This is a genomic window from Haloimpatiens massiliensis, assembly GCF_900184255.1.
GTDB classification, from domain to species: Bacteria; Bacillota; Clostridia; order Clostridiales; family Clostridiaceae; genus Haloimpatiens; species Haloimpatiens massiliensis.
This window is the reverse complement of sequence record NZ_LT854636.1, coordinates 1-22,590: the sequence shown is the minus strand read 5'-3', so window position 1 is coordinate 22,590 and position 22,590 is coordinate 1. Positions and strand designations below refer to the sequence as shown.

The 22,590-nt window shown below is 28.1% G+C and carries 17 protein-coding genes, 2 pseudogenes and 1 riboswitch; of the genes and pseudogenes, 17 read left to right on the top strand and 2 right to left on the bottom strand.

Annotated features, from left to right (window positions below; all coding sequences use genetic code 11):
• Positions 1–77 precede the first annotated feature (77 nt).
• Positions 78–716: a hypothetical protein gene (locus tag C1715_RS01230; protein ID WP_102398866.1), complete on the top strand. Its 639-nt coding sequence runs from the start codon at positions 78–80 to the stop codon at positions 714–716.
• A gap of 20 nt (positions 717–736) precedes the next feature.
• Here C1715_RS01230 and C1715_RS01225 read toward each other — a convergent pair whose 3' ends face one another.
• Complete coding sequence (locus C1715_RS01225; protein ID WP_102398865.1) at positions 737–2,683, bottom strand: YgiQ family radical SAM protein; 1,947 nt, start codon at positions 2,681–2,683, stop codon at positions 737–739.
• Positions 2,684–3,354: 671 nt separating this feature from the next.
• A riboswitch (M-box (ykoK) riboswitch) is annotated at positions 3,355–3,524 on the top strand.
• Between the two features lie 266 nt (positions 3,525–3,790).
• Between C1715_RS01225 and C1715_RS01220 the strand changes: the two genes are divergently transcribed.
• The 12 genes and pseudogenes from C1715_RS01220 (at position 3,791) to C1715_RS01170 (ending at position 14,467) form a co-directional block, all read left to right on the top strand.
• Positions 3,791–5,053 carry a magnesium transporter gene (locus tag C1715_RS01220; RefSeq protein WP_102398864.1) on the top strand — a complete coding sequence of 421 codons (1,263 nt, stop codon included), beginning with the start codon at positions 3,791–3,793 and terminating at the stop codon, positions 5,051–5,053.
• 1,213 nt (positions 5,054–6,266) lie between these two features.
• A pseudogene (locus C1715_RS01215) lies at positions 6,267–6,463 on the top strand (MerR family transcriptional regulator); the annotation flags it as partial.
• Positions 6,450–6,881 (top strand): annotated as a pseudogene (locus C1715_RS01210) (RNA-guided endonuclease InsQ/TnpB family protein); the annotation flags it as partial. The pseudogenes C1715_RS01215 and C1715_RS01210, both read left to right, overlap by 14 nt.
• On the top strand, positions 6,861–7,007 hold the full coding sequence (locus tag C1715_RS20250; RefSeq protein ID WP_423240816.1) for a zinc ribbon domain-containing protein: 147 nt from the start codon (positions 6,861–6,863) through the stop codon (positions 7,005–7,007). The pseudogene C1715_RS01210 and the gene C1715_RS20250, both read left to right, overlap by 21 nt.
• A 160-nt stretch (positions 7,008–7,167) precedes the next feature.
• Positions 7,168–7,866, top strand: a complete 699-nt coding sequence (gene sleB / locus C1715_RS01205; protein WP_180963955.1) for a spore cortex-lytic enzyme — start codon at positions 7,168–7,170, stop codon at positions 7,864–7,866.
• Between the two features lie 315 nt (positions 7,867–8,181).
• Positions 8,182–8,880, top strand: a complete 699-nt coding sequence (locus C1715_RS01200) for a lysophospholipid acyltransferase family protein (RefSeq protein ID WP_102398862.1) — start codon at positions 8,182–8,184, stop codon at positions 8,878–8,880.
• Between the two features lie 55 nt (positions 8,881–8,935).
• Positions 8,936–9,562: an endonuclease III gene (gene nth, locus C1715_RS01195; RefSeq protein ID WP_102398861.1), complete on the top strand. Its 627-nt coding sequence runs from the start codon at positions 8,936–8,938 to the stop codon at positions 9,560–9,562.
• 228 nt (positions 9,563–9,790) lie between these two features.
• Entirely contained in the window at positions 9,791–10,045 is a 255-nt protein-coding gene (locus tag C1715_RS01190; RefSeq protein WP_102398860.1) for a hypothetical protein, read from the top strand.
• A gap of 107 nt (positions 10,046–10,152) precedes the next feature.
• Positions 10,153–11,811: a PAS domain-containing sensor histidine kinase gene (locus C1715_RS01185; protein WP_180963954.1), complete on the top strand. Its 1,659-nt coding sequence runs from the start codon at positions 10,153–10,155 to the stop codon at positions 11,809–11,811.
• Between the two features lie 334 nt (positions 11,812–12,145).
• A complete protein-coding gene (locus C1715_RS01180) occupies positions 12,146–12,727 on the top strand; it encodes a LemA family protein (RefSeq protein ID WP_102398858.1) in 582 nt (193 codons plus the stop codon).
• Between the two features lie 102 nt (positions 12,728–12,829).
• Entirely contained in the window at positions 12,830–13,684 is an 855-nt protein-coding gene (locus C1715_RS01175; protein ID WP_102398857.1) for a TPM domain-containing protein, read from the top strand.
• A 27-nt stretch (positions 13,685–13,711) separates the two neighbouring features.
• Complete coding sequence (locus tag C1715_RS01170; RefSeq protein ID WP_102398856.1) at positions 13,712–14,467, top strand: DNA alkylation repair protein; 756 nt, start codon at positions 13,712–13,714, stop codon at positions 14,465–14,467.
• A 187-nt stretch (positions 14,468–14,654) separates the two neighbouring features.
• Here the strand turns inward: C1715_RS01170 and C1715_RS01165 are convergent, their stop codons facing one another.
• Positions 14,655–15,692, bottom strand: a complete 1,038-nt coding sequence (locus tag C1715_RS01165) for a M42 family metallopeptidase (protein ID WP_102398855.1) — start codon at positions 15,690–15,692, stop codon at positions 14,655–14,657.
• A gap of 329 nt (positions 15,693–16,021) precedes the next feature.
• Between C1715_RS01165 and C1715_RS01160 the strand changes: the two genes are divergently transcribed.
• The 4 genes from C1715_RS01160 to C1715_RS01145 all read left to right on the top strand — a co-directional run bounded on the left by C1715_RS01160 (position 16,022) and on the right by C1715_RS01145 (position 22,361).
• The gene (locus C1715_RS01160; protein WP_102398854.1) at positions 16,022–17,563 is read left to right on the top strand and encodes a VanW family protein; all 1,542 of its coding nucleotides are present in this window, start codon (positions 16,022–16,024) and stop codon (positions 17,561–17,563) included.
• Between the two features lie 225 nt (positions 17,564–17,788).
• Complete coding sequence (locus tag C1715_RS01155; protein WP_102398853.1) at positions 17,789–18,748, top strand: AAA family ATPase; 960 nt, start codon at positions 17,789–17,791, stop codon at positions 18,746–18,748.
• Positions 18,726–19,892, top strand: a complete 1,167-nt coding sequence (locus tag C1715_RS01150; RefSeq protein WP_102398852.1) for a DUF58 domain-containing protein — start codon at positions 18,726–18,728, stop codon at positions 19,890–19,892. The genes C1715_RS01155 and C1715_RS01150 overlap by 23 nt, the downstream gene beginning before the upstream one ends.
• A gap of 162 nt (positions 19,893–20,054) precedes the next feature.
• A complete protein-coding gene (locus C1715_RS01145; RefSeq protein WP_102398851.1) occupies positions 20,055–22,361 on the top strand; it encodes a transglutaminase domain-containing protein in 2,307 nt (768 codons plus the stop codon).
• Positions 22,362–22,590: the final 229 nt, after the last annotated feature.

Below are 22,590 nucleotides of genomic sequence, written 5' to 3'. Positions count from 1 at the left end.
TATGAATACAACAGTAGTAATAAAATTTTATGGAGTTTAATATATATTAAGTATACTAATTTATTTTGGAGTATAAATTGAAATATATATATTTAATTTTATTACTGCTTATGTTTTATATAAGTTATAGGGGAATTTCTATATGTAAAAAAGTACCATTTAAAATAAAAATACTTACTTATATAGGTATATTAGGTATTATTATTAGGAATGTAGCTCTTATTATAATGTTTATAACTGAGAATTTAGCATATTTATACTTTTTAAAACCTCTTATATATTTAAACTTTATATCTATGCCTATAATTGTATGTATAATTTTATGTATACTGGCTAGAAATAGTAAGATAAATTTTTCATATTTATTCATAGTATTTTTCGCATCCGTAGCGATATATATTTTATTTATCTTGAAGGGACAGATAGATATCATATTAAATATGGATTTTGGGTATGTGGTAAATATGATTAATGGTGAATATCTTAAGAATATTGCATTAGCTTTTTATACCTTATGTTTTATATGGTGCATAATACTGATTAGAGAGAACAATTATAATAAATCACTTATAGTATTTGCAACAGTAGTTTGTGGAGTATCTATTGTGGAAATATTATCAAGTATAACAAATGCAGAATTTATTCCTAATTTATTAATAAGTAATTGTTTATGGTTGATTTTATTAGACTATATATTGTATAAGATTAAAAGATAAAGACACTAGTAAATGTGCCTTTATCTTTTAATGGTTTTTTTAGTATTTCTATTTTTAACATTAGTATTTTTCCCTTTATTGTTTCTACCATGTACATTTTTATTATTGAAATCATTAGTGTTCTTTTTAATTTTTCCATTGCCATGGGAACTTCTGTTTTTTCTTATAAGTCTAGGAGGTATTAAACACTCTTTACCGAAGCCTATTAAGTCTTCTCTATGAGCTTTTATAAGTGCTTCTTTAACTAAATTATAATTTTCTTCCTTAGTAAATTGCAGTAATGCCCTTTGCATATTTTTTTCATGTTGAGCTTTAGGAACATATACTTTCTCATTAGTTAAAGGATTTATACCTGTGTAGTACATGGTTGTTGAAAGACTACCAGGAGTAGGATAAAAATCCTGAACTTGCTCCGGAGTATATCCCATTTTTTTTATGTATAGAGCCAATTCTATAGCAGCAGTTAAATCACTGCCAGGATGGCTGGACATTAAGTATGGAACTAGATATTGTTTTTTATTAAGTTTTTTGTTTATAAGAAAATATTTATCCACAAATTTTTCGTATACTTCTCTATTAGGTTTTCCCATTTGCTTTAATACTTTTGGAGAAATATGTTCAGGAGCCACTTTTAATTGACCGCTTATATGGTGTTTGCATAAGTCTTCAAAAAATGCTGAGTTTTTATCGTGAATTAAATAATCATATCTTATACCTGAACGTATAAAAACCTTTTTAACTCCGGGTATTGTTCTTATTTTTTTTAGCATATTGAGGTATTCTGTATGATCTATTATAAGATTCTTGCAAGGCGAAGGGAAAAGACACAGTTTATTTTTACAAGTGCCGAGTGTCTCCTGTTTTTTACAAGCTCTATGTCTAAAATTAGCAGTAGGACCTCCTACGTCGTGTATATATCCTTTAAAATCATCTAATTTAGTTAAAAGTTTAGCTTCTTTTAAAATAGATTCTTGGCTTCTATTTTGAATTACTCTTCCCTGGTGAAAAGTTAAAGCACAGAAAGAACAAGAACCAAAACAACCTCTATGGCTGGTCAAGGAAAATTTTACTTCATTGATAGCTGGAATTCCTCCATCTTCTTCATATATAGGGTGATAGTTTCTAGCGTAAGGTAAATTATATACTACATCCATTTCCTCTTGACTTAAAGGGTGCTGAGGAGAGTTTTGTACTATAAATCTATCTCCATGCTTTTGAATTATAGTTTTTCCATTTATAGCATCTTGCTCAAAGTATTGAATTTTAAAAGCATCTGCATATGCTTTTTTATTTTCTGAAACTTCTTCAAAGGATGGTGTAACTACAAAGTCTTTAATTTCATCTATGTTATTAGTGCTATAAACAGTTCCCTTTATAGTATTCATACTTTCTATTTTCATTCCATACTTAAAAAGATTGGCTATTTCCACTACGGTTTTTTCACCCATACCGTATATTAATAGATCTGCTTTGGAGTCTAGTAATATGCTTCTTCTTACCTTATCAGACCAGTAATCATAATGAGCAAATCTCCTTAAGCTAGCTTCGATTCCACCTAATATTATGGGTACGTTTTTGTAAGCTTCTTTAAGTTTATTTGAATAAACTATAACAGCTCTATCTGGTCTATATCCGCTTTTTCCACCTGGGGAGTATAAATCATCATGTCTTTTCTTTTTGGCAGCAGTATAGTGATTTACCATTGAGTCTATATTTCCAGAATTCACAAGAAAAGCATATTTAGGTTTGCCTAGAATTTTAAAAGCATTAACATCTTTCCAATTAGGTTGAGCTATTATGCCTACTTTAAAACCTTCACGCTCTAAAACCCTCCCTATTATAGCTGTTCCAAAGGACGGGTGATCTACATATGCATCACCAGTAATTATTATAAAATCTAATTGTTCTATGCCCCTATCTAAAAGATCGTTTTTGCAAATAGGTAAAAATTTATTATTTATAGTCATAGATTGCTGTTTCCTCCAATTATAAAATTATGACATAGTTTTTGTCGTTATTAATAAGTGATATTTTAAATTAATAAGTTATTATCTTAGGTTTCTCTCATTAATAGTTATCAACTATTAATATTAACATAATTAATACATAATATTAAATAGAAATATATAAAAATTGAATTTTTAATATACAACTACATAATAAAAATTTAGAATTAAAAGCTCCTTCAGAAGTTAATTTAAAATTTAGAATGTAAAATAGGAATTTGTAGAGTAGGTAAGAGGTAAAAAGTAAGAAGTAAGAGTGAAAAGGTAAGAACTAATAGGTAAAAAGTAAGAGCTCTTGAAAAAATTCAGCAAAGCTGAATTTTTACCACAACTATTACTTATTATCTGTTACTTACAAATTAATTATAAAAAACTCTTTGAGTTTTATCCTTAACTCTTACTTCTTAGCTCTTACCTATTACTTACCTGCAAATTTCCAATTATAGTTAGTTTCTAAAAGAGCTTTATTTTTTAGCTGCAAAAGTTAAATAATTTAAATTATGAACTGTAGATGTAAATTAAATTTTTCATGTAAAAGTATACACTTTTGTATATGCATAAGAAATTTTATTGCATTTTAAAAGTTTTATAATATAATAATATTACAGAGGTAATTTAAAATAAAATTTAAATAATAAATTTGTTAGGTGAGGCTCCTATATAGATACACGCTACTGCCCGGAAACATCGAGAGATGCCAATGGGTCAGCAGGTACTACCGAGAATAAGGTTTTATCTAATGTAGCTGAATTTATTTGTAAGTTCAAAGCTATATAGTGCTAAAGCTCATACAAATTATTTAATTTGCATGAGAAAAAGAGCCTAATAATAGCTCTTTTTTATTTTCAAAAATAATCTATAAGGTGGTGAAATTTCATGGAGGGTGATCCTCAATTACCGGCGGTTAATAGTGATGATTCAAAAAATCGAATAATAAAGAGAAGTGTTTGTGATGATTAGTTATAGATGTTTTTCCATGTTAAAATACGTTTTAATAGGGAAAAGCATCTATAAACTAGTCTTAAGTACATGTTCATAAATACTTCTCGAATATAAGGAGGGGTCTTTATGAAGAAAATATGCAGCTTTTATTTAAATAATGTACTAAACAAAAAGATTTATGATGAATTTGATGAATGCGTTGGAATATTAAAAGACATATACGTGACCACAGAAAAAGGATACCCTAGAGTTATAGGATATAAAGTGAAAGTAAATAGAGAGGTTTTTAATTATGAATTTAGAAATATAGAATTTTTTGAGGAACACGGAGAAATAATTATAAAAGTAAGAGGGGTAAGGGATATAATTCCTAGAAAATACTCTTATTTGCTTTCAAAACATCTTTTAAATAAAAAGATTGTAGATATAAATGGTAAAAAAGTTATAAAAGTAGATGATTTGACATTAGTGCAAAATGCAGCAGAAATAAAAATAGTGGCAGTAATATCAGGAACATTAGCTTCAGCTAGAAGAATTGGTCTTGAAAAATTTGTAGCAACAGTATATAAGATTCTTCATAGAAATCTTAAAGATAGTATGGTAACTTGGGAAAGTGTTGAGTCTATAGAAATGGTAGATAATAATTTAAAAATATCATTACCCTATGAAAAGTTATCAAAGCTTCATCCAGCAGATATAGCTGACATATTAGAAGAACTAGATACTAATGATAGGAAAAGGGTTTTTGAGAGTTTAGATAAGGATCTAGCAGCAGATACATTAGAAGAAGTGGAACATCATGTACAGCAGGATATATTGAAAAATGTAAATAGTTTTAAAATGAGAGAAGTTTTAGATACCATGCCTAACGATGAAATAGCAGATATGTTAGAGGATATGGAAGATGAGGAAAAAGAAAAAATCCTTTTGAATTTAGATAAAGAAGATGAAAATGAAGTAAGAAGTTTAATGCAGTATGAAGAAGAGACCATTGGAAGTATAATGAATAAAGATTTTATAACTTTAAATGTAAATATAACAGCTGGAGAAACTATAGAAATTTTAAGAGAAACTAAACCAGATGAGGAGTCCATTTATAATATATATATCATTGATGAAAAGGAAAAGCTTCAGGGCATTGTTTCTCTAGTAGATTTGGTAACCAACTCTCCAGAAAGCAGACTCGAAGATATAATGTATTCTGACATAGTTTTTATAAAAGATGATGATAGTATAGAAAAAGCAGTGGAATATGCTTTAAAATATGATTTGTTATCTATACCAGTAGTAGACAAAGATGAAAAGCTATGTGGCATAGTTATAATAAATGATATCTTAGATGAAGTTGTTCCTCTTAAGGTAAAAAGAAAGTTTAAAAAAGCAGTATAAGCATAAATTACGAAGCAAGTGCTGCAAGAAAAATCTATCTTTAAGTCTACAATAAATATATTTTATTAGACTGTTCGCAATACGCCAAGAAATTCTAATGTTTTCAAATTTCAATCCCCTAAAGCTTTCAAACTCGCTTCTAACGGCGCTCAAACATGAAAGCTTCTTAACGGGTATTGAAATTTGAAAACAAAGAATTTCTAAGGCTAGCTCAATAGTCTAAAAAAATATATTTATTGTTACCTTAAAGATAGATTTTTCGGTTCATATGTACATTACTTATGGAGAGACAGACTACTAAAGGAGGATTTTTCTTCACTACGTTACGAAAAATCTTTAATTAAATAAAAAGTATATAAATATAATAATCTGATAATAAAAGCTATAATTATGTCATTAATGGAATAATTATGGTTTTTTCTTTTAAACCTTTAAAAATCTTTTATTGGCGGCAGTCAACCTAAATGCATAGGTATTATTAGGGTTTATATATAAGAATATATAACTTTAGGTACATGAAAATAAATACCAAGTCAAAGATGCTGGTATATTTTGTGTCAGACAAGGAAACAGGTTCCGCCGCTAGTAGAACTATCGGTGGGTTCTGCTGACGCAGTATGACGCAAAATAGACTAGCATACTGACTTGTTATTTATTTGAATGTGCCTTAATTGTTAGATAAATAAGAACTTGTAGATAGTAAAAGGTAATAGCTAAGAAGTGAGAGCTCTTGTTGCTTATTCATAAATTAATTATAAAAAACTCTTTGAGTTTTATCCTTAACTCTTACTTCTTACTTATTACCTTATTTGTTCTACCCTACAAATTTAAGATTTATACAACCCTATGCCTCACGGCAAAATGAATTAAATTTTAGCTATTATCTTATTTTGATAAGTATCATATAACTTTTCGAAAGGCTACGCCTAAAAAATATTATGAGCGCTTTTTTTATAAATTAAAGATTTCCCATAGCGAAGCGGAGGAAAATCCTCCTTTAGTAGGATTCTCCTCTCCAACCATAAACATATTAAACTAAAAATTTGATTTTAATGTATTGTGTTGCAATTTTCTTATTTCGTGTATTTTTTTTGATTTTAGGCGCAAAATAATATCATTAGAAAAACAAAAGGAGATATCTTTAGTTACTTAAAATATAAATAAAAGTAATTAAATATAGTAAAATGTACTTATGAAAAGGAAGTGAGTACATTTGAAAAATAATAATTATAAACCAAATGAAGTTGTAGAGTTAATTAATGTATCAGTTAGAACATTACAAAGATGGGATAACGAAGGAATATTAAAAGCATTTAGAACACCAACAAATAGGAGATATTATACTTATGAGCAATACAAAGAAAATATAAGAAAAAGATAAAGGAAGATGAAGAAGTTGAAAAAAGCATACAAAATAGGAATTAAACCAACAGAAGAACAGATAACTAAAATTCATCAAACTATTGGTGTAAGTAGGTTCATATACAATTTTTATATTGCTCATAATAAAGAAGTTTACGAAAAAGAGAAAAAATTTATTAGTGGTATGGATTTTTCTAAATGGCTTAATAATGAGTATATTCCTAATAATACCGATAAAACTTGGATTAAAGAAGTGTCCTCTAAAGCTACCAAACGAGCAATCATGAATAGTGAAAAAGCTTTTAAAAAGTTTTTTGATGGTAAAGCAAGTTTTCCTAAATTTAAGAAAAAGAAAAACCAAGATGTTAAAGCTTACTTTCCAAAGAATAATAAAACAGATTGGACTATTGAAAGACATAGAGTTAAAGTACCAACTTTAGGTTGGATTAGATTAAAAGAATTTGGATNAGCATATAAGAAAGATTTAAAACTATCTGATAGAGTTTACAAATGCAGTTGTGGGCTTTCTATTGATAGAGATTTAAATGCTTCAATCAATTTAGCCAATGCTAAAGAATATAAGATAGCTTAATTAAACAAGCACTTATATGTGTACCCAAGGCTATTTGGGGAATTAACGACTGCGGAGTACTATACAAACTGTAGTAGCTTAGGCAAGGCAGAGTACGTTGAAACAGTAAAAATCTCAATATGGATACATTTGACCATATTTTGAGTAGCAGTGCCTAAATGTGAAAAAAGAAATTATAAGTAGAATGATAATTTGTTTTATAAGCATTACACTTACATATGCAGTAGGAGAAATGTATACAAGAGATTATAAAAAAACAATTGAAACTCAGACGTATTACTATGGAGCTAAGGCAGATATAATATATAAAGTTCAGTACAATTTAAAAAAGTGGGGATATTATAAAGGAGAAATAGATGGAATTTATGGTTATCAAACTTTTAAAGCAGTAAAAGCTTTTCAAGCTAAAAATGGACTTAAAGTAGATGGTGTGATAGGGGCTAGAACTTTAAGTGCTTTAGGCTTAAGTACTGGAACTACTACATCTTCTCCTGGGTATTCATCTAACAATGCAGATGTAAATTTATTAGCTAGATTAATAAATGGAGAGGCTAGGGGAGAACCTTATGAAGGCCAAGTGGCAGTAGGTGCAGTAGTTTTAAATAGGGTAAGAAATCCTAAATTTCCATCTAGTGTAGCTGGAGTAATATATCAACCAGGTGCCTTTACTGCTATAGTAGATGGGCAAATAAATGCGAAAATAGAGGAATCATCTATAAGAGCTGCTAGAGATGCTCTTAATGGCTGGGATCCTTCAGGAGGAGCTATGTATTATTTTAATCCCGCTAAGGCTACAAGTAAATGGATATGGTCAAGACCATTAATTAAAATCATTGGTAAACATAGATTTTGTAAGTAATAAATTCACAAGGGGATTTTGTGGAATTGAGGCAAAATCTCCTTTTCTTTAGTTGATATTATAAACAATATGAATAAGAGCTTACCAAAAGTATTTCAAATACTTACTGGTGTATCACTTTACTATTATAAATTCTATTTATATAGCATAGAGCACAGAAAGAATATATCATCTTCAATTGGGAGTTAGAGGTTAATGACTGGTGATTAGGGATTCATATGAAGATAGACTTTTAAAGAATTTCCATCTATAATATATTTAGAAAGGCTATGCTAAAATAGCATAAGAGTAATTTAAGTGAAGGGTGGAAATGAAATGATATCTGGATTTATGGTAAAACTTATAAATATGTTGCCTGATAAATTATTGATATGCTTATCAAGAAAAATATTAAATAATTATATAGATAAATATGCTCATATAAAGCTAGAGGGTGAAGAAAATATAAATAAAATAAAAGGACCTGTTTTATTTGTAAGTAACCACTTGAGCAATTCAGATGGACTAGTTCTTAATAAAATTTTAAAAGAAAAAAATCCTACATTTGTTGCAGGGGTAAAATTAAATGAAAATAGTCTTACAAGGTTAGGAATACACATGGTAAAAACTATACCTATAAAGCCTAATAGTGCAGATAAAGATGCTATATCTAATGTGGTAAAAGCTTTGAAAGGTGGACAAAATATACTTATATTCCCCGAGGGAACTAGAAGTAGAACGGGTGCTATGATAGAAGGAAAAAAGGGAACATTTTTAATAGCTAAAATGACTAAAGTTCCTATAGTTCCTATAGGAATATGGGGAACAGAAAAACTTTTACCTATAAATAATGAGGATATGGGCAAAGAAAAATTTCAGCATGCAGATGTTTGTGTTAATATTGGGAAGCCTATTGAGCTGCCTAAAATTAATAAGGATGAAAATAAAAAGGAATATAGGGAAAGAGCTATGGATTATATTATGAAAAGTATAGCTAATTTAATACCAGAAGATTATAGAGGAATGTATAAATAGTTAGTGTTTTGATAGCTAAAAGTGATGATAGGGATTTTCAAAGGAAGTGTTTATAATGGATAAAAAGAGTATTTCTAAGGTTTTAGATATATTAGGCAAAACCTATGAGGGAGCTAGGTGTGCATTAAATTTTAATTCACCATATCAATTATTGATTTCTACCATATTATCTGCTCAGTGTACTGATGAAAGAGTTAATAAGGTGACAGTAGAATTATTTAAAGAATATGGAACTCCAGAAAAAATGATAACATTAAACGTAGAGGAACTTGGTGATAAGATAAAATCTTGCGGATTATATAAGAACAAAAGTAAAAATATATTTGGAGCCACAAAGGACATAATAGAAAAATTTAATGGACAGGTACCTAAAACCATGGAAGAGCTTACAAGTCTTGCAGGTGTTGGAAGAAAAACTGCTAATGTGGTTTTAAGCAATGCTTTTGGAGTACCAGCTATAGCTGTGGATACTCATGTATTTAGAGTATCTAATAGAATAGGTATAGGAAAAGGTAAGAATGTAGATGTGGTAGAAAAAGAGTTGATGAAAAATATACCTAGAGAACTGTGGAGTGATGCACATCACTATATAATATGGCATGGCAGAAAAGTATGTAAAGCGAGAAAACCAGAATGTGAAAATTGTCCTATAAGTTTATATTGCGAATTTTATAAAAAATAACAAAAACATCATTTAGATTTATTAAATAATATCTAAATGATGTTTTTTTATATAATTCACTTGTAAAAATATGGAATTCAACTTATAATATATACTACAAGCTAAATGGAAATAAATTGAAAAAAGTTCTCTTTTGTAGTTAGCGTTTATAAATAAGAACTTTTATAAAGTAATCCCAATATATAATAAAATTCTTTATAAGTTTATTAGATACAAGGAGGAGATAAAATGAGAAGGAAAAGAACAAAGAGAAGAAGGAGAGAAAGAAATAATATTATAGTAAAGAATGTAATTATGGCAGCAATTGTAATAATAATAAGTTTGATTAGTTATTATAATACATTTCACTTAAAAGAAAGGACTTCTTGGATTATTCAATTCGATGGAAGCAATTCAAGTGGACATATTAAAGTATACAAAGAAAATATAAAAAATTATAGTGATAAGATTATTAATATTATTAAGTTAAGCTTGAAATATTAGAAAACTATTGATTTTAAAGAAGGATTTTACAAAAAACTCGTAGAATATAGAAGTATATGTCAAGTAATGATATATATAGGACACTATATTTGGGGGGGAAAACATCAATGGCAGGGGATACTTTTAATAAGGGAGAATTAGGCATATATAAAATTGCTAATGAGATTACTGAAGAATCAGTGAAATTTAAATCAGTAACACAAATAGATTCTGTAATTACATTTATATACCATGAAGATAGATGCATATATATGAATTCTATTGCAGAAAAATATACAGGATACTCAAAGGAAGAAGTGGCAAATATGAAATTTAGCCATTTGTTTCATAAAAATTGTAGAGAAGATTTATTTAGAATGAATTTAAAAAGTAAAAAAAATAAGTCACATTGGACTAAAGATTTTATACTAATAACTAAATATGGAAAAGAAAAATGGATTCAATTTAGCAGTGAAAACATAAGTATTCATGGAAAAAAATTTAATTTAGGATTTGCTTTCGATATTACTAAAAGAAAAAAGGTGGAAGAAGAGTTACAGGAAAGTAAGAATAGATATAGAAGACTTCTGAAATTTATGCCAGATGGTGTTGTGGTTCATAAAAATGGAGTCATTAAATATTGCAATGATTATTATGCTAATTTAATTGGTTACAAAACACCTGATGATATATTGGGGCAAAATGTATCTAGATTAGTAGGAGTTCATGAAAAGTATGTATCTATCAATCAGCAGAGATTAGATAGAGTTAAAAGGGAAGGTGTAATTCCTCCAACAGAAGAAAAATTTATAAGAAAAATTGATAATGAAATTATAGAGTTAGAAATTACCTGTACCTTAGTTCCTTTTGAAGATGACATTTCAGTTATGGAAATAGTTAGAGATATATCAGAAAAAAATAGAATAGAGGAATTAAAAGAAAAAGTTAAGAAAAAGACTATTCAACTAAAAGAACGTAAAGAATACGATAGAATAAGGAATGAATTTTTCGCAAATATTTCACATGAATTAAAAACTCCTGTAAATGTTATATTCTCTGCACTTCAGGTTATGGAGTTATATAAAAAAAGTGAAAATAAGTATAATGATTCTAAATTTAATAAATATTTAAGTATAATGAAACAGAATTGCTATAGATTAATAAGAGTAGTGAATAATTTAATTGATATTACCAAGATTAGTGCTGGTTTTTATGAAATACATATGTGTAATTGTAATATAGTAAATCTTGTGGAAGATATATCTCTATCAGTAGGAGATTATATAGAAAAACACGATATACAGTTGATTTTTGATACGGATGTAGAGGAAAAGATTATGGCTTGTGATCCAGATAAAATAGAGAGAATAATTTTGAATTTATTATCCAATGCTATTAAATTTACTGAGCCTGGAGGAAATATATATGTAAATATTTTTGATAGGGAAGATTACATAGACATAGTAGTTAAAGACACTGGTATAGGAATACCTAAGGAAAAGCAAAAAGAAGTGTTTAGTAGATTTACTCAAGTAGATAAATCTTTATCTAGAAATAGAGAGGGCAGTGGCATAGGGCTTTCTTTGGTAGAATCTTTAGTAAAAATGCATGGAGGGAAAATTTCTTTACAGAGTGAAGAAAACAAGGGAACAGAGTTTACAATAAAGCTTCCAATAAAACTAGTTGGAGAAAGTTGTAAATGTTATCAAGAAGATTCTATAAAAAAATACAATAATATTGAAAGAATTAATATTGAGTTTTCAGATATATATAATAACCATAATTAATTATATGAAATTAAGAAATGTCTCGTTTATTATCTAGATTATATTTGGTATTAATTAAAATTTTAATAAAATATGGGATGGCATGGTAATAATAGAATAAAAAAATTAAAATTAAATAATAAATTTTAGCTTAAAGTTATATATTTTATAATGTATAGATAATTATACATATTATACATATGAATTAAGTATTATAATAGAACAATATATTAATATATTTAATAGAAATAACAAGTAATTTATATAATATAATAACTGCATTTTATTTATAAATGTATTATAATAGATATATTATATTTAAAGTTAAGAATAGAGTATTTTGGAGGTGGATATTATGAACAAGACTTTAAAAACGGTACTAATAGTTTTAGCAGTGATTTTAGTAATAGCAGTACCTTTAGTAGGAACATACAATAAAATGGTATCTTTGGAACAAAAGGTAGAGCAGAGCCAAAGTGAAATAGAAAAGCAACTTCAAAGAAGAATGGATTTAATTCCTAATCTTGTGGAAACCGTTAAAGGATATGCTACACAAGAAAAAGAGATATTTACAGATATAGCTGAAGCTAGATCAAAATTAGCAGGAGCAGGGAATATGCAAGAAAAGGCTAATGCAGATGGACAATTATCATCAGCACTATCTAGATTATTAGTAGTTGTTGAAAAGTATCCAGAGTTAAAATCTAACGAAAACTTTAGAGATTTAATGACATCTTTAGAAGGTACAGAAAATAGAATAACTATAGCTAGAGGAGATTATAACGAAAGCGTAAACAAATATAATGTAAGCATAAGAAAATTTCCTAATTCCATAGTAGCAAGTATTTTTAGATTTGAGAAAAAAGAGTATTACAAGGCTTCAAATGGAGCAAAAGAAGTTCCAAAAGTAGACTTTTCTAATGTAAAAGGAAAATAATTGTTAATACAAAAAGGAAAAGTTGTAAAAATATATCATGAAATATATTGGATTAATAATAAATAGATAACAATTAAAAATAATTAAATGGGATGTATGATTATGAAAAAATCGAAGAATAGATTTTTATTTACTTTACTAAGTATATTTTTTACATGTTTTTTATGCTTTCAACCGGTATATGGGGAGGTTGATTATCCAAAACCTACAGAATATAAGTATGTAAATGACTATGCAGATATAATAGAAAAAGATGAATTAGAGACCATAGTATCTATAGGAAAAGAGCTAGAAGATAAAACAGGTGCTCAAGCAGTAATAGTCACTATAAAATCTTTAGAGGATAAAGATATAGATGACTATGCTAATAAGCTTTTTAGAAAATGGGGAATTGGTGAGCAAGGTAAAAATAATGGTCTTTTAATACTAGTGGCTGAAAAGGATAGAAAATGGAAGGTTGAAGTAGGCACAGGATTAGAGGGAGCTGTTACGGATATACAATCTAAAAGGATAATGGAAGAATATTTTACGCCAGAAGCTCAGAAAGGTAATTATGGTAAAGGATTAAAATATAGTTATTCTGCATTGGTAGATAAAATAGCCAAGGAGTATAATGTAAGCTTAGATAAAAATAAAAAAGTTAACTTACCTAAAAGTAAGTCAGGAGCTAGTGATTCCAAAGGTGCAAATAAATTTGTTAGTATAATAGTTATATTAATATTATTAGATATTTTTGCAAATAAGGGCAGAGTTTTGGGTAGGTTAATGGAATTTATGTTTTGGGATTCTCTTTTTAATAGAAGAAGAGGAAGAAGAAACTTCCATGATGATGACGATGATCACTTTGGCGGATTTGGAGGTTTTGGTGGCGGAAGTTCTGGTGGAAGTTCAGGCGGAGGCTTTGGAGGCTTCGGAGGAGGAAGCTCTTCTGGAGGAGGCTCTTCGGGTGGATGGTAGTTTAAATAAATTTTTGGGAGAGATTATATGGATGTAGATAATTTAAGTATTATTCAATGGAATAAGGAAAAATATGAAGAATTTAAAGAGTTTTTATATTCAATAAAGGATGAAGAATATAAGAAATTTAATGAAAAAATTATTCCTGACTTAGGAAAGTCTATAGGCATTAGAATTCCTATACTAAAGAAGATAAGTAAAAGTCTTTGTAAGAATAATGACTTAATGAATTTTTATAATTTTTTAGAAGAGGGAGATACCTATGAAGAAAAGCTTATTCAGGGTATGCTTCTTCCCAATTTGCCCTATGAAGACACTAAGAATATGTTTAATAATATAGATTTATACATTCTAAGAATCCACAATTGGGCTTTATGTGATAGTTTTGTTGGAAGCTTGAAAAAAGTAGTTAAAGAAAGTAGAGAGAGCTTTTTTATAAGGACTAAAAAATATATACGCAGTGCTAATCCATGGGAAATTAGATTTGGCTTAGTATTACTGAACAACTATTTTACAGATCAAAAACATATAGAAGATATATTTCTTATGATACGGTATGTAGACAGTAAAGAATATTATGTTGTAATGGGTATGGCTTGGCTTATAAGTACTTGCTATTTTGTGGATGGATCATTAGCTTTAGAATTTATAGAAAGTGAAAAAATTTCCCGGGAAGTTAGAAATAAATCTATACAAAAGATATTAGAATCCAAGAGATTAAGTGAAGAAGAGAGAGTGAATATAAAAAATCTCAGAAAAAGCAATAACAGATTGTCCATATAACAAAGATATTCATTATACTAAATAAATTGTTTATTTGATATAAGACTAAAAAACATTATTTAGCAGCTAAGGCACATTCAAATAATTTAGCTTTTATGGTAGTGGACATGATATAAAAAAACTACCGAGTTTTCTAGGTAATATTTTGCATGAAAACTCGGTAGTTTTTTTATGCGAAGGGTTTTAATTAATTGCTTTTGCAATAGTTAAGAACAAGTTCTGTAGTAGCTAAAACAGAATCCATATGAGTTCTTTCATAAGCATGGGATGCAAAAATACCCGGGCCAATAAGACCAGTTTTTATATCATAGCCAGCTCTAAGGGCGGCAGAAGCATCAGAACCATAATGGGGATAAGTATCTATCTTATAATTTATATTATTTTTTTTACATATATCTGTTAACTTCTTTCTAATATCTAAATCGTAAGGACCAGAAGAATCCTTAGCACATATACATACACAATATTCAGAAGAATTTTGATCTAGCCCAGGAGCACCCATATCAACTGAGATAAATTCTTTAGTTTTTGGGGGAATATAACAAGCACCATGACCAACTTCTTCATAATTACTTATTAATATATTTGTTGTGTAAGGAAGGTCTAGAGAATTTTCTAATATATATTTTATAACGTAAAGAAGAATAGCTACACTAGCTTTATCATCTAGATGTCTTGTTTTTATAAAACCTTTTTCAGTAAATGATGTCCTGCTATCTAAGCATATAAAATCGCCTACATTTATTTCTAATTTTTCCACATCTTCTTTAGAAAAAACTTTTTCATCTAAAACTACTTCCATATTTTCAGGAGTTCTCTTAAGTTCTCTGGCATCGTTACCACTTATATGTACGGATGGTTTCTTGGTTTGAATTGTTCCAGTGAAAACTTTACCCTCGATGGTTTCCACAGTACAATTTTCTCCTTCTATTGAGTTCATCATGTATCCACCTAGTGGAGTTAAAGCTAAAGTACCATTAGAGTTAATGCCTTTAACCATAGCCCCTAATGTATCCACATGGGCAGACAAGGTTCTTTGATTTTCATCATCTTTTCCTTTAATAGAAACAATTATGGCACCTTTGTTAGTGGTGTAATAATAAGCACTGATAATATGTAATTCTTCTTTTATATAGTCCATTATTTTGCTAGTATAACCTGTTGGACTAGGTATAGTTAAAACATTATTTAAGTAGTATTTAATTTTCCTCTCATTTAAATTCATGTCAATTCCCCCTAAAATAGTTTGAAATATTATTTATTAATTTTAACATAATTAAATATTTTTTTAAATAAAATTATATTTTCAAATTGGTAATATAGAGAAATTTATACTATTTAAATACTTAAAAATAGTCCATAATGCGGGAAGATATTTTATGGAGTTAGAATTAGTGTTTAGAGATTCATAAATAATGTTTTTTCATAGAAGTAATTGTAAATATATAGAGTGATTTTTTTAAATATATAGTAATATATTTAAATATAAAAATATATTAACATTAATGATTTTTGTAGTATAATGATTTAGGATATGCAAAGGAGAGAAGTGCTATGAAAATAAAAAGTGTAGATAAAAAACCATATAGAAATATATTTATTGTAGTTATATCAGTAATTATGTTTCTTTTAGTGGGATTTACTAGTTATGCCTATTTTACAGTGAAAAAATACCAAGAAACTATTTCACCTGGAGTTAAGGTAAGTGGGGTAGATTTATCAGGAAAAACTAAGGAACAAGCTTTTAAATTATTAAGTGAAAGACAAAAATCCATACAAAAAAATAATAAAATCACAATAAGGGCGGAAGGAAAAAGCTATTATATACAGTATTCTGATTTAAATATTAAGTATAACATTAAGTCTACCTTAGATGAGGTATATTCTTATGGTAAAGAAGGAAATATTTTTAAAAAATATTTTTATATAAAAAAGGCCAAAGAAAGGACGTTTGCTCCTAAATTTACCTATGATGAGAAGAAAATGAAGAATATAATTGATGGAATTTCCAAAAATGTAAACAAAGAACCTAAGGATGCAAAGATAAACTTTACTAATGCTGGAGGTATAGAAATAATTCCAGAAGTTCAGGGAAAAAAGCTTCTGGCAGATAAACTAGAGAAAGAAATAAAAGAGAAAATAGAAAAAAATAATGGTGAAGATTTTAACTTAGATGCACCACTTCAAGTTGCAAAGCCAAAGGCAACTAAAGAAAAATTAAAACAAATAGATACTCTATTAGCAACTTTTAGTACAAGCTATAGAAGTTCCTCCTATGCAAGAGCTACTAATGTTAAATTATCAACTGAAAGTATAAATGGAACATTGATAATGCCAGGAGAAGTATTTAGCTTCAATGATGTAGTTGGAAGAAGAACAGCAGAGAAAGGTTACATGGCAGCTGGAGTAATAGTTGGAAACAAGTTGGAATCGGGATTAGGTGGAGGAGTATGTCAAGTATCAAGTACCCTTTATAATGTAGTATTGAAGACTGGGTTAAGTTCTGTAGAAAGAGCTCATCATTCATTTCCATCCAGTTATGTGCCTTATGGTATGGACGCTACTGTAGATTATGGAAATATAGATTATAAATTTAAGAATACCTTTAAATATCCTATTTATATTGTAGGACATACAGGTGGTAGAGTAGTTACTTTCAATATATACAGCAATAAAAGTTTAAAAAATAGAACTTACTCTTTGGAAAATAATATATATCAAACATTGCAAGCCTCCAGTCAGACTAAAGATGATCCAAATTTAGAAGAAGGAAAGACAGAGCAGATTCAACCTGCGCATACAGGTTATAAAGTTAAGGTTTATAGAAATATATATGAAAACGGCAATTTGGTTAAAAAGGAACTAGTATCAGATGACTTTTATAGACCCGTAAATGGTATAGTGAAAAAAGGAACTAAGAAACCTGAAAAGAAACCAGAAGAGAATCCTAAACCAAATACCAAACCGAGTGAAGAGCCTTCTAAGCCAAATGCGGAAACTCCTAAACAAGAAGAAGTTCCTGAGAAACCAGTAGACACCACTAAAACAGGTACAAAACCAGCAAATCAAAGTACAAACAATACTAAAACCAATTAAAACAAATAATACTCATGTTTTTATGAGTATTATTTTTATGGAAAAAATAGAAAATATCACAATAAAGTTATATAATAGATGTAACTAATTATTTAGAATATTAAATCATCAATGAAGAACTAGAAATTTATAAATTTAAAATTAAAAGTTAATAAAACCATGAATTCTAGATCAGTGAATAGGGGTTGGTGATTGAAATGAAACAAAACAGAGGGGGTAATGAAAATGAGTAAAGAAGTTGAATTGTTAGAAAAAATAATAGGTAACATGGAAAAGGTTATAATAGGTAAAAATGCTGAAATAAGAAACATATTAAAAGGAATAATATCTAATGGACATATTCTTATAGAGGATATACCTGGTGTTGGTAAAACTATGTTGGTGAAGGCTTTAGCTAAGTCACTTAATTTATCCTATAGTAGAATACAATTTACGCCAGACTTGTTACCTTCAGATATAACAGGGGTATCTATTTATAATCAAAAGACCATGGAATTTCAATTTATGAAGGGACCTATTTTTGCTAACATAGTTCTGGGAGATGAAATAAATAGAACTTCCCCTAAAACTCAAGCAGCATTGCTGGAAGTAATGGAGGAGAGACAGGTATCAGAAGGAAATAATGTATATAAACTACAAAGTCCTTTTTTTGTTTTAGCTACTCAAAATCCTATAGAGTATGAAGGTACATATCCACTTCCAGAAGCTCAGCTAGATAGATTCATGATGAAAGTTAGAATAGGTTATCCAAGTCAGGATGCAGAATTAAGCATATTAAATGTATATAGGAAAAATGAGCCTATTGAAGATATTGAAGCCGTTGCAGAAGCAGAAGATATAATGCTATTGCAGCATAAAGTTAGAGAAATATATGTTAGCGAGGATATAAATAAATATATAATAAATATAATTGATGCCACCAGAAATAATAAATTTTTAGTACTAGGTGCAAGTACTAGAGCAACTTTAGCACTTCTTAGAGTGTCACAAGCTAATGCACTTATAAATGGCAGAAATTATGTAATACCTGAAGATGTAAAAGAAAATGCTCTATCAGTATTAAGCCACAGAATAATATTAACCCCTTCAGCAAGGGTAAGCAATTATACATCAGATGATGTAGTGAAAGATATTTTAAACACTATAGCTGTACCTAAGGTAAATGAAAATGATAAAGATAAATAAAAAGTTTATATTTATTCTTGTAATTTCCTTTATAGTGGCAATTATACTAGGAGGAAATCTTCCTTATGCTGTTTTTTATACTTTTGTGGTTACATTAATTATTGAGCTTATATACATCTATAAAGTAATGGGAAAATTGCACTTAGTTTTTAGAGATAAAAAGAATTCTTACACCGTAGGGGAAAGTGATGACTTAGAAGTACTGGTAAAAAACTATAGTATTCCATATCTTTATATATTTAATAATAGCATTAAGCTGTTTGATAAAAATTATCATGGTCATTGTGTATATGTAGATTCTAATAAAAGTGAAATTATAAAACTAAATTTAATATTTAACTCTAGAGGGGTGTTTGATTTAGGGGAATTTAATATAATGGCGTATGATTTATTTAATATATTTTCTTTAAAAAGGAAGTATTACGTGGGAGATAAGTTGATAAAAGTTTATCCTAAAATATATCCAATAGATGGTAAGTGGGTTTTTGGAGATGGAACTTGTGATAGTAGAAGTATAAATAGAAATTTTAATGAGGATACATCTTTGTTAAAAGATATTAGAAAGTATGTAAGTGGTGATAGTCTAAAAAGAGTACATTGGAAGCTAAGTGCTAAACAAAGGCAGCTTTATGTTAAAAATTTTGAAAGCACTAGTGGAAAGTTGGCTAATGTTTTTTTGAATATGAGTAGAGAGAGCTACACATCTAAGGATGGTAAATGGATAGAGGATAAATGTATAGAGATAGCAGCTTCATTGATAAACTATATGAATATAAATGGAATTAAAAGTAAAATATTTATAAATGATAGTAAAAATACTAAGCTAGAAGTATATAATGGACAATCTTTTAATGAATTTATGGAAGATATGGTAAATGAGAAAAGTGACGGCAATGTAGATTTTTGTGATTTTATAGATATGAATATAAAATATATTTCTTATAGTGGACTTATTTATATAGTTACTTCAGAAGTTCATGAAAAAATTTGGAATACGTTATGTTCACTAATAAACAAGAATTATAAAGTAGTGTTATTATATTATTTGGCTGATACATACAATGCTAAATACATAGATGCTTTAGAGAAAATAGGGGTTAGAACAATAAATATTAACAGTATAATACAGAAGGATTTCAATTAAATATTGTTAAAAAGAATTAATACAATTTTTGTATATGGTTTTAGACTTTAATTAATGAAATTGTAGAAGAAAACATTCTTTAGAGTGATAACAAAATTATGAATAAAGAATTATTAATTCACAAATGTAAATTGTCAACTGTCAGATCAGGGGGGAAAAGTATTGAACTGGATAAAAGAGAGAGGGGCTCTAATTTTTGGAGTTCTTGTTAATTTGCTCTTTGCAATGAAGCTATTAAAAGATACTTTAATAATAAAAGGATTTAGCTATTTCTATATTATATTTTTATTTTTAATAAGTTTATTTATATATTGGATATATAGTTATGTTTTGAAGAGGGGAAAATATAGATTAATAGCTACAGGAGCTATATTTCTCTTTTTATTTTTAATTGTATATAATAATAGAAATAATTTTTATGGCTTTATTGAAAAAGAGTTTATAAACAATTTTAATGAGCTCTATACTTTAACTGAAAAAATACAACCTACAGCCTTTGCTCAATATAAATTTATGTTTATATTAGCTTTTGTATTAGTAGTACCACTAGTTTTAGGTATAAGTTATAAATTTAATAATTTAATAATACTTATGAATTTGGCCTATGTAACATCCATGTGGTTTTTGGGGTATACCGAGGATGTAAAGAAAAACCTAAAGATGTTCTTATTTATTTCTTTATTTTCTAGTGGGATTTTTGCCTACAGCAAGATGCGGAAAAAACTTCTTAAAGATAATGTTGAAATTAAGCTTAATTTTAAAAAAGTAGTTATATTTTCCTGTATTTTTTCATTAATAGTTTCAACTATATCTATAGTTTTACCACAAAATTTTAAGGGAAAATATTATACTAATCACAAAGGAAATTTTGTAAATAGATTCGCAAAAAATTTTCAAAATAATCCTCTAGATGTAGCTAAGGGAAGTTCATATAATTTAAGACTATCAGGATATTCAAATAATGATAAAAAACTAGGAGGAAGAATAATATTAGACGATAAGGTAGCCTTTGAGATGGATGGTAATTATATAAAATATATTAGGGGATCCATGAAAAATTATTATAATGGCGTTATGTGGAAATCCAAAAATATATCTTATTGGAAAAAAGAAAATCAAAATATAAGAAAATTTGGCGTATTTAATACAAAAGGTATTAAAAAACGTAAAGTGAAAATTATCCCTAAAGAAATAAGAAGCACATCCTTATTAGTTCCACTAAATCCTTATGATATTGAGGGCGTAAATAGTACAGTGTATTATGATAATACTCCTGTATTTATAAGTTCACAGATTCAGGATTCACCATATTCAGTGAAATATACAGATGGAGCCGTACAGACTATTGAGGAGTTTACAAAATATATTAGGGAAAATGATATAAACTATAGCACTTATTTTTTAGGTGAAATGATATATGATAAAGGGGAAGAAAGTAAATTTAGAGATATGAATTCTATAAAACGAGAGAATATAGGAGAAAGTCTTATTGTAATGAGCGATGATACGTTAAAGATTAAGTATGGAGATTATTTGCAGATGCCCAATTCTGTTCCAGAGAGGGTTTATGAATTAACTTATGATATAGTAGCTGGAAGCAGGAGCAGCGAAGAGAAAGTAGAAAGGATAATAAATTATTTAAATAAAAACTATCAATATACATTAGAAGTTTTTGATGTACCAGAGGGAAGAGATTTCGTAGATTATTTTCTTTTTGATGAAAAAAAAGGATACTGTACGTATTTTGCTACAGCTATGACTGTTATGTGCAGAATAGCGGGAGTGCCTGCTAGATATTCCGAAGGCTTTAAAGTTGATAGAAAGGGAGAGGGAAACACGCGTATAAATGTAACTAATGAAGAAGCTCATGCTTGGTGTGAGGTATTAATTGATCCTGAAAAGGATATTTGGGCCATAGCAGATGCATCACCTACTCCAGTGGAATATAGAAGAAATAAAAAGAAAAAAAATGCGAATATAAATATAGACGATATAAAAATTAACAAAAATAAGAATAAAGTACAAAATATACAAAAAGAGCAAACCGTATCAGAAAATCACAAAATTAAATTAACTAGTAAACAAATAAAAATAATTGTTACCATACTAGCTTCTATAGGTATTTTAGCTTTGAGTTACGTACTTTATAAGGTTAAAAGAAGAAAAATTATAAAATCAAATAGTATTATACCTCTTTATTGTTTCACAGCTAGAAGACTTAAGAGTATAGATATAGTAAGAGGAGAAAGCATAGGGGATAAGGAGTTTGTAGAGAATATAAAAGATGATAAGCTTAGAGAAAAGCTTTCAAATATGGTAGATGTATATTATAAGGAACATTATGGAAATATAATTGAGAATAATTTTAACAGGAAAGAATTCATAAACTTTATAGAAAAATATATACTTTCTGTAGAGGGGAAATTTAAATACTACGTGAAATTATTTTTCTATAATTTTATACCATGATTAAACCACAAAAAGGTATAATGTGATAGAATTATGAAATTTCTCCTCCATGACTTGCATAAAAGCTCGGAACAATAAATTTAATTTAAGAAATTCTAATCTTTTAGCCATATAAAATTATCTAACGCTCACATTCAGCGTCCTGCCTCAGGTTCGCTAGCCTGGCGTCCTTGCCAGGCTTACGATAATTTTATCTGTCTAAAAGAAGAATTTCTAAAATTAAATTTAA

Bases quoted from the DNA above. Each gene is read 5' to 3' on its own strand.
- C1715_RS01225 (WP_102398865.1), bottom strand. From the start codon at position 2,683: ATGACTATAAATAATAAATTTTTACCTATTTGCAAAAACGATCTTTTA.
- nth (WP_102398861.1), top strand. From the start codon at position 8,936: ATGGATAAAAAGAGTATTTCTAAGGTTTTAGATATATTAGGCAAAACC.
- C1715_RS01190 (WP_102398860.1), top strand. From the start codon at position 9,791: ATGAGAAGGAAAAGAACAAAGAGAAGAAGGAGAGAAAGAAATAATATT.
- C1715_RS01170 (WP_102398856.1), top strand. From the start codon at position 13,712: ATGGATGTAGATAATTTAAGTATTATTCAATGGAATAAGGAAAAATAT.
- C1715_RS01150 (WP_102398852.1), top strand. From the start codon at position 18,726: ATGAAAATGATAAAGATAAATAAAAAGTTTATATTTATTCTTGTAATT.
- C1715_RS01175 (WP_102398857.1), top strand. From the start codon at position 12,830: ATGAAAAAATCGAAGAATAGATTTTTATTTACTTTACTAAGTATATTT.
- C1715_RS01165 (WP_102398855.1), bottom strand. From the start codon at position 15,692: ATGAATTTAAATGAGAGGAAAATTAAATACTACTTAAATAATGTTTTA.
- C1715_RS01155 (WP_102398853.1), top strand. From the start codon at position 17,789: ATGAGTAAAGAAGTTGAATTGTTAGAAAAAATAATAGGTAACATGGAA.
- C1715_RS01180 (WP_102398858.1), top strand. From the start codon at position 12,146: ATGAACAAGACTTTAAAAACGGTACTAATAGTTTTAGCAGTGATTTTA.
- C1715_RS01200 (WP_102398862.1), top strand. From the start codon at position 8,182: ATGATATCTGGATTTATGGTAAAACTTATAAATATGTTGCCTGATAAA.
- C1715_RS01160 (WP_102398854.1), top strand. From the start codon at position 16,022: ATGAAAATAAAAAGTGTAGATAAAAAACCATATAGAAATATATTTATT.
- C1715_RS01185 (WP_180963954.1), top strand. From the start codon at position 10,153: ATGGCAGGGGATACTTTTAATAAGGGAGAATTAGGCATATATAAAATT.
- C1715_RS01220 (WP_102398864.1), top strand. From the start codon at position 3,791: ATGAAGAAAATATGCAGCTTTTATTTAAATAATGTACTAAACAAAAAG.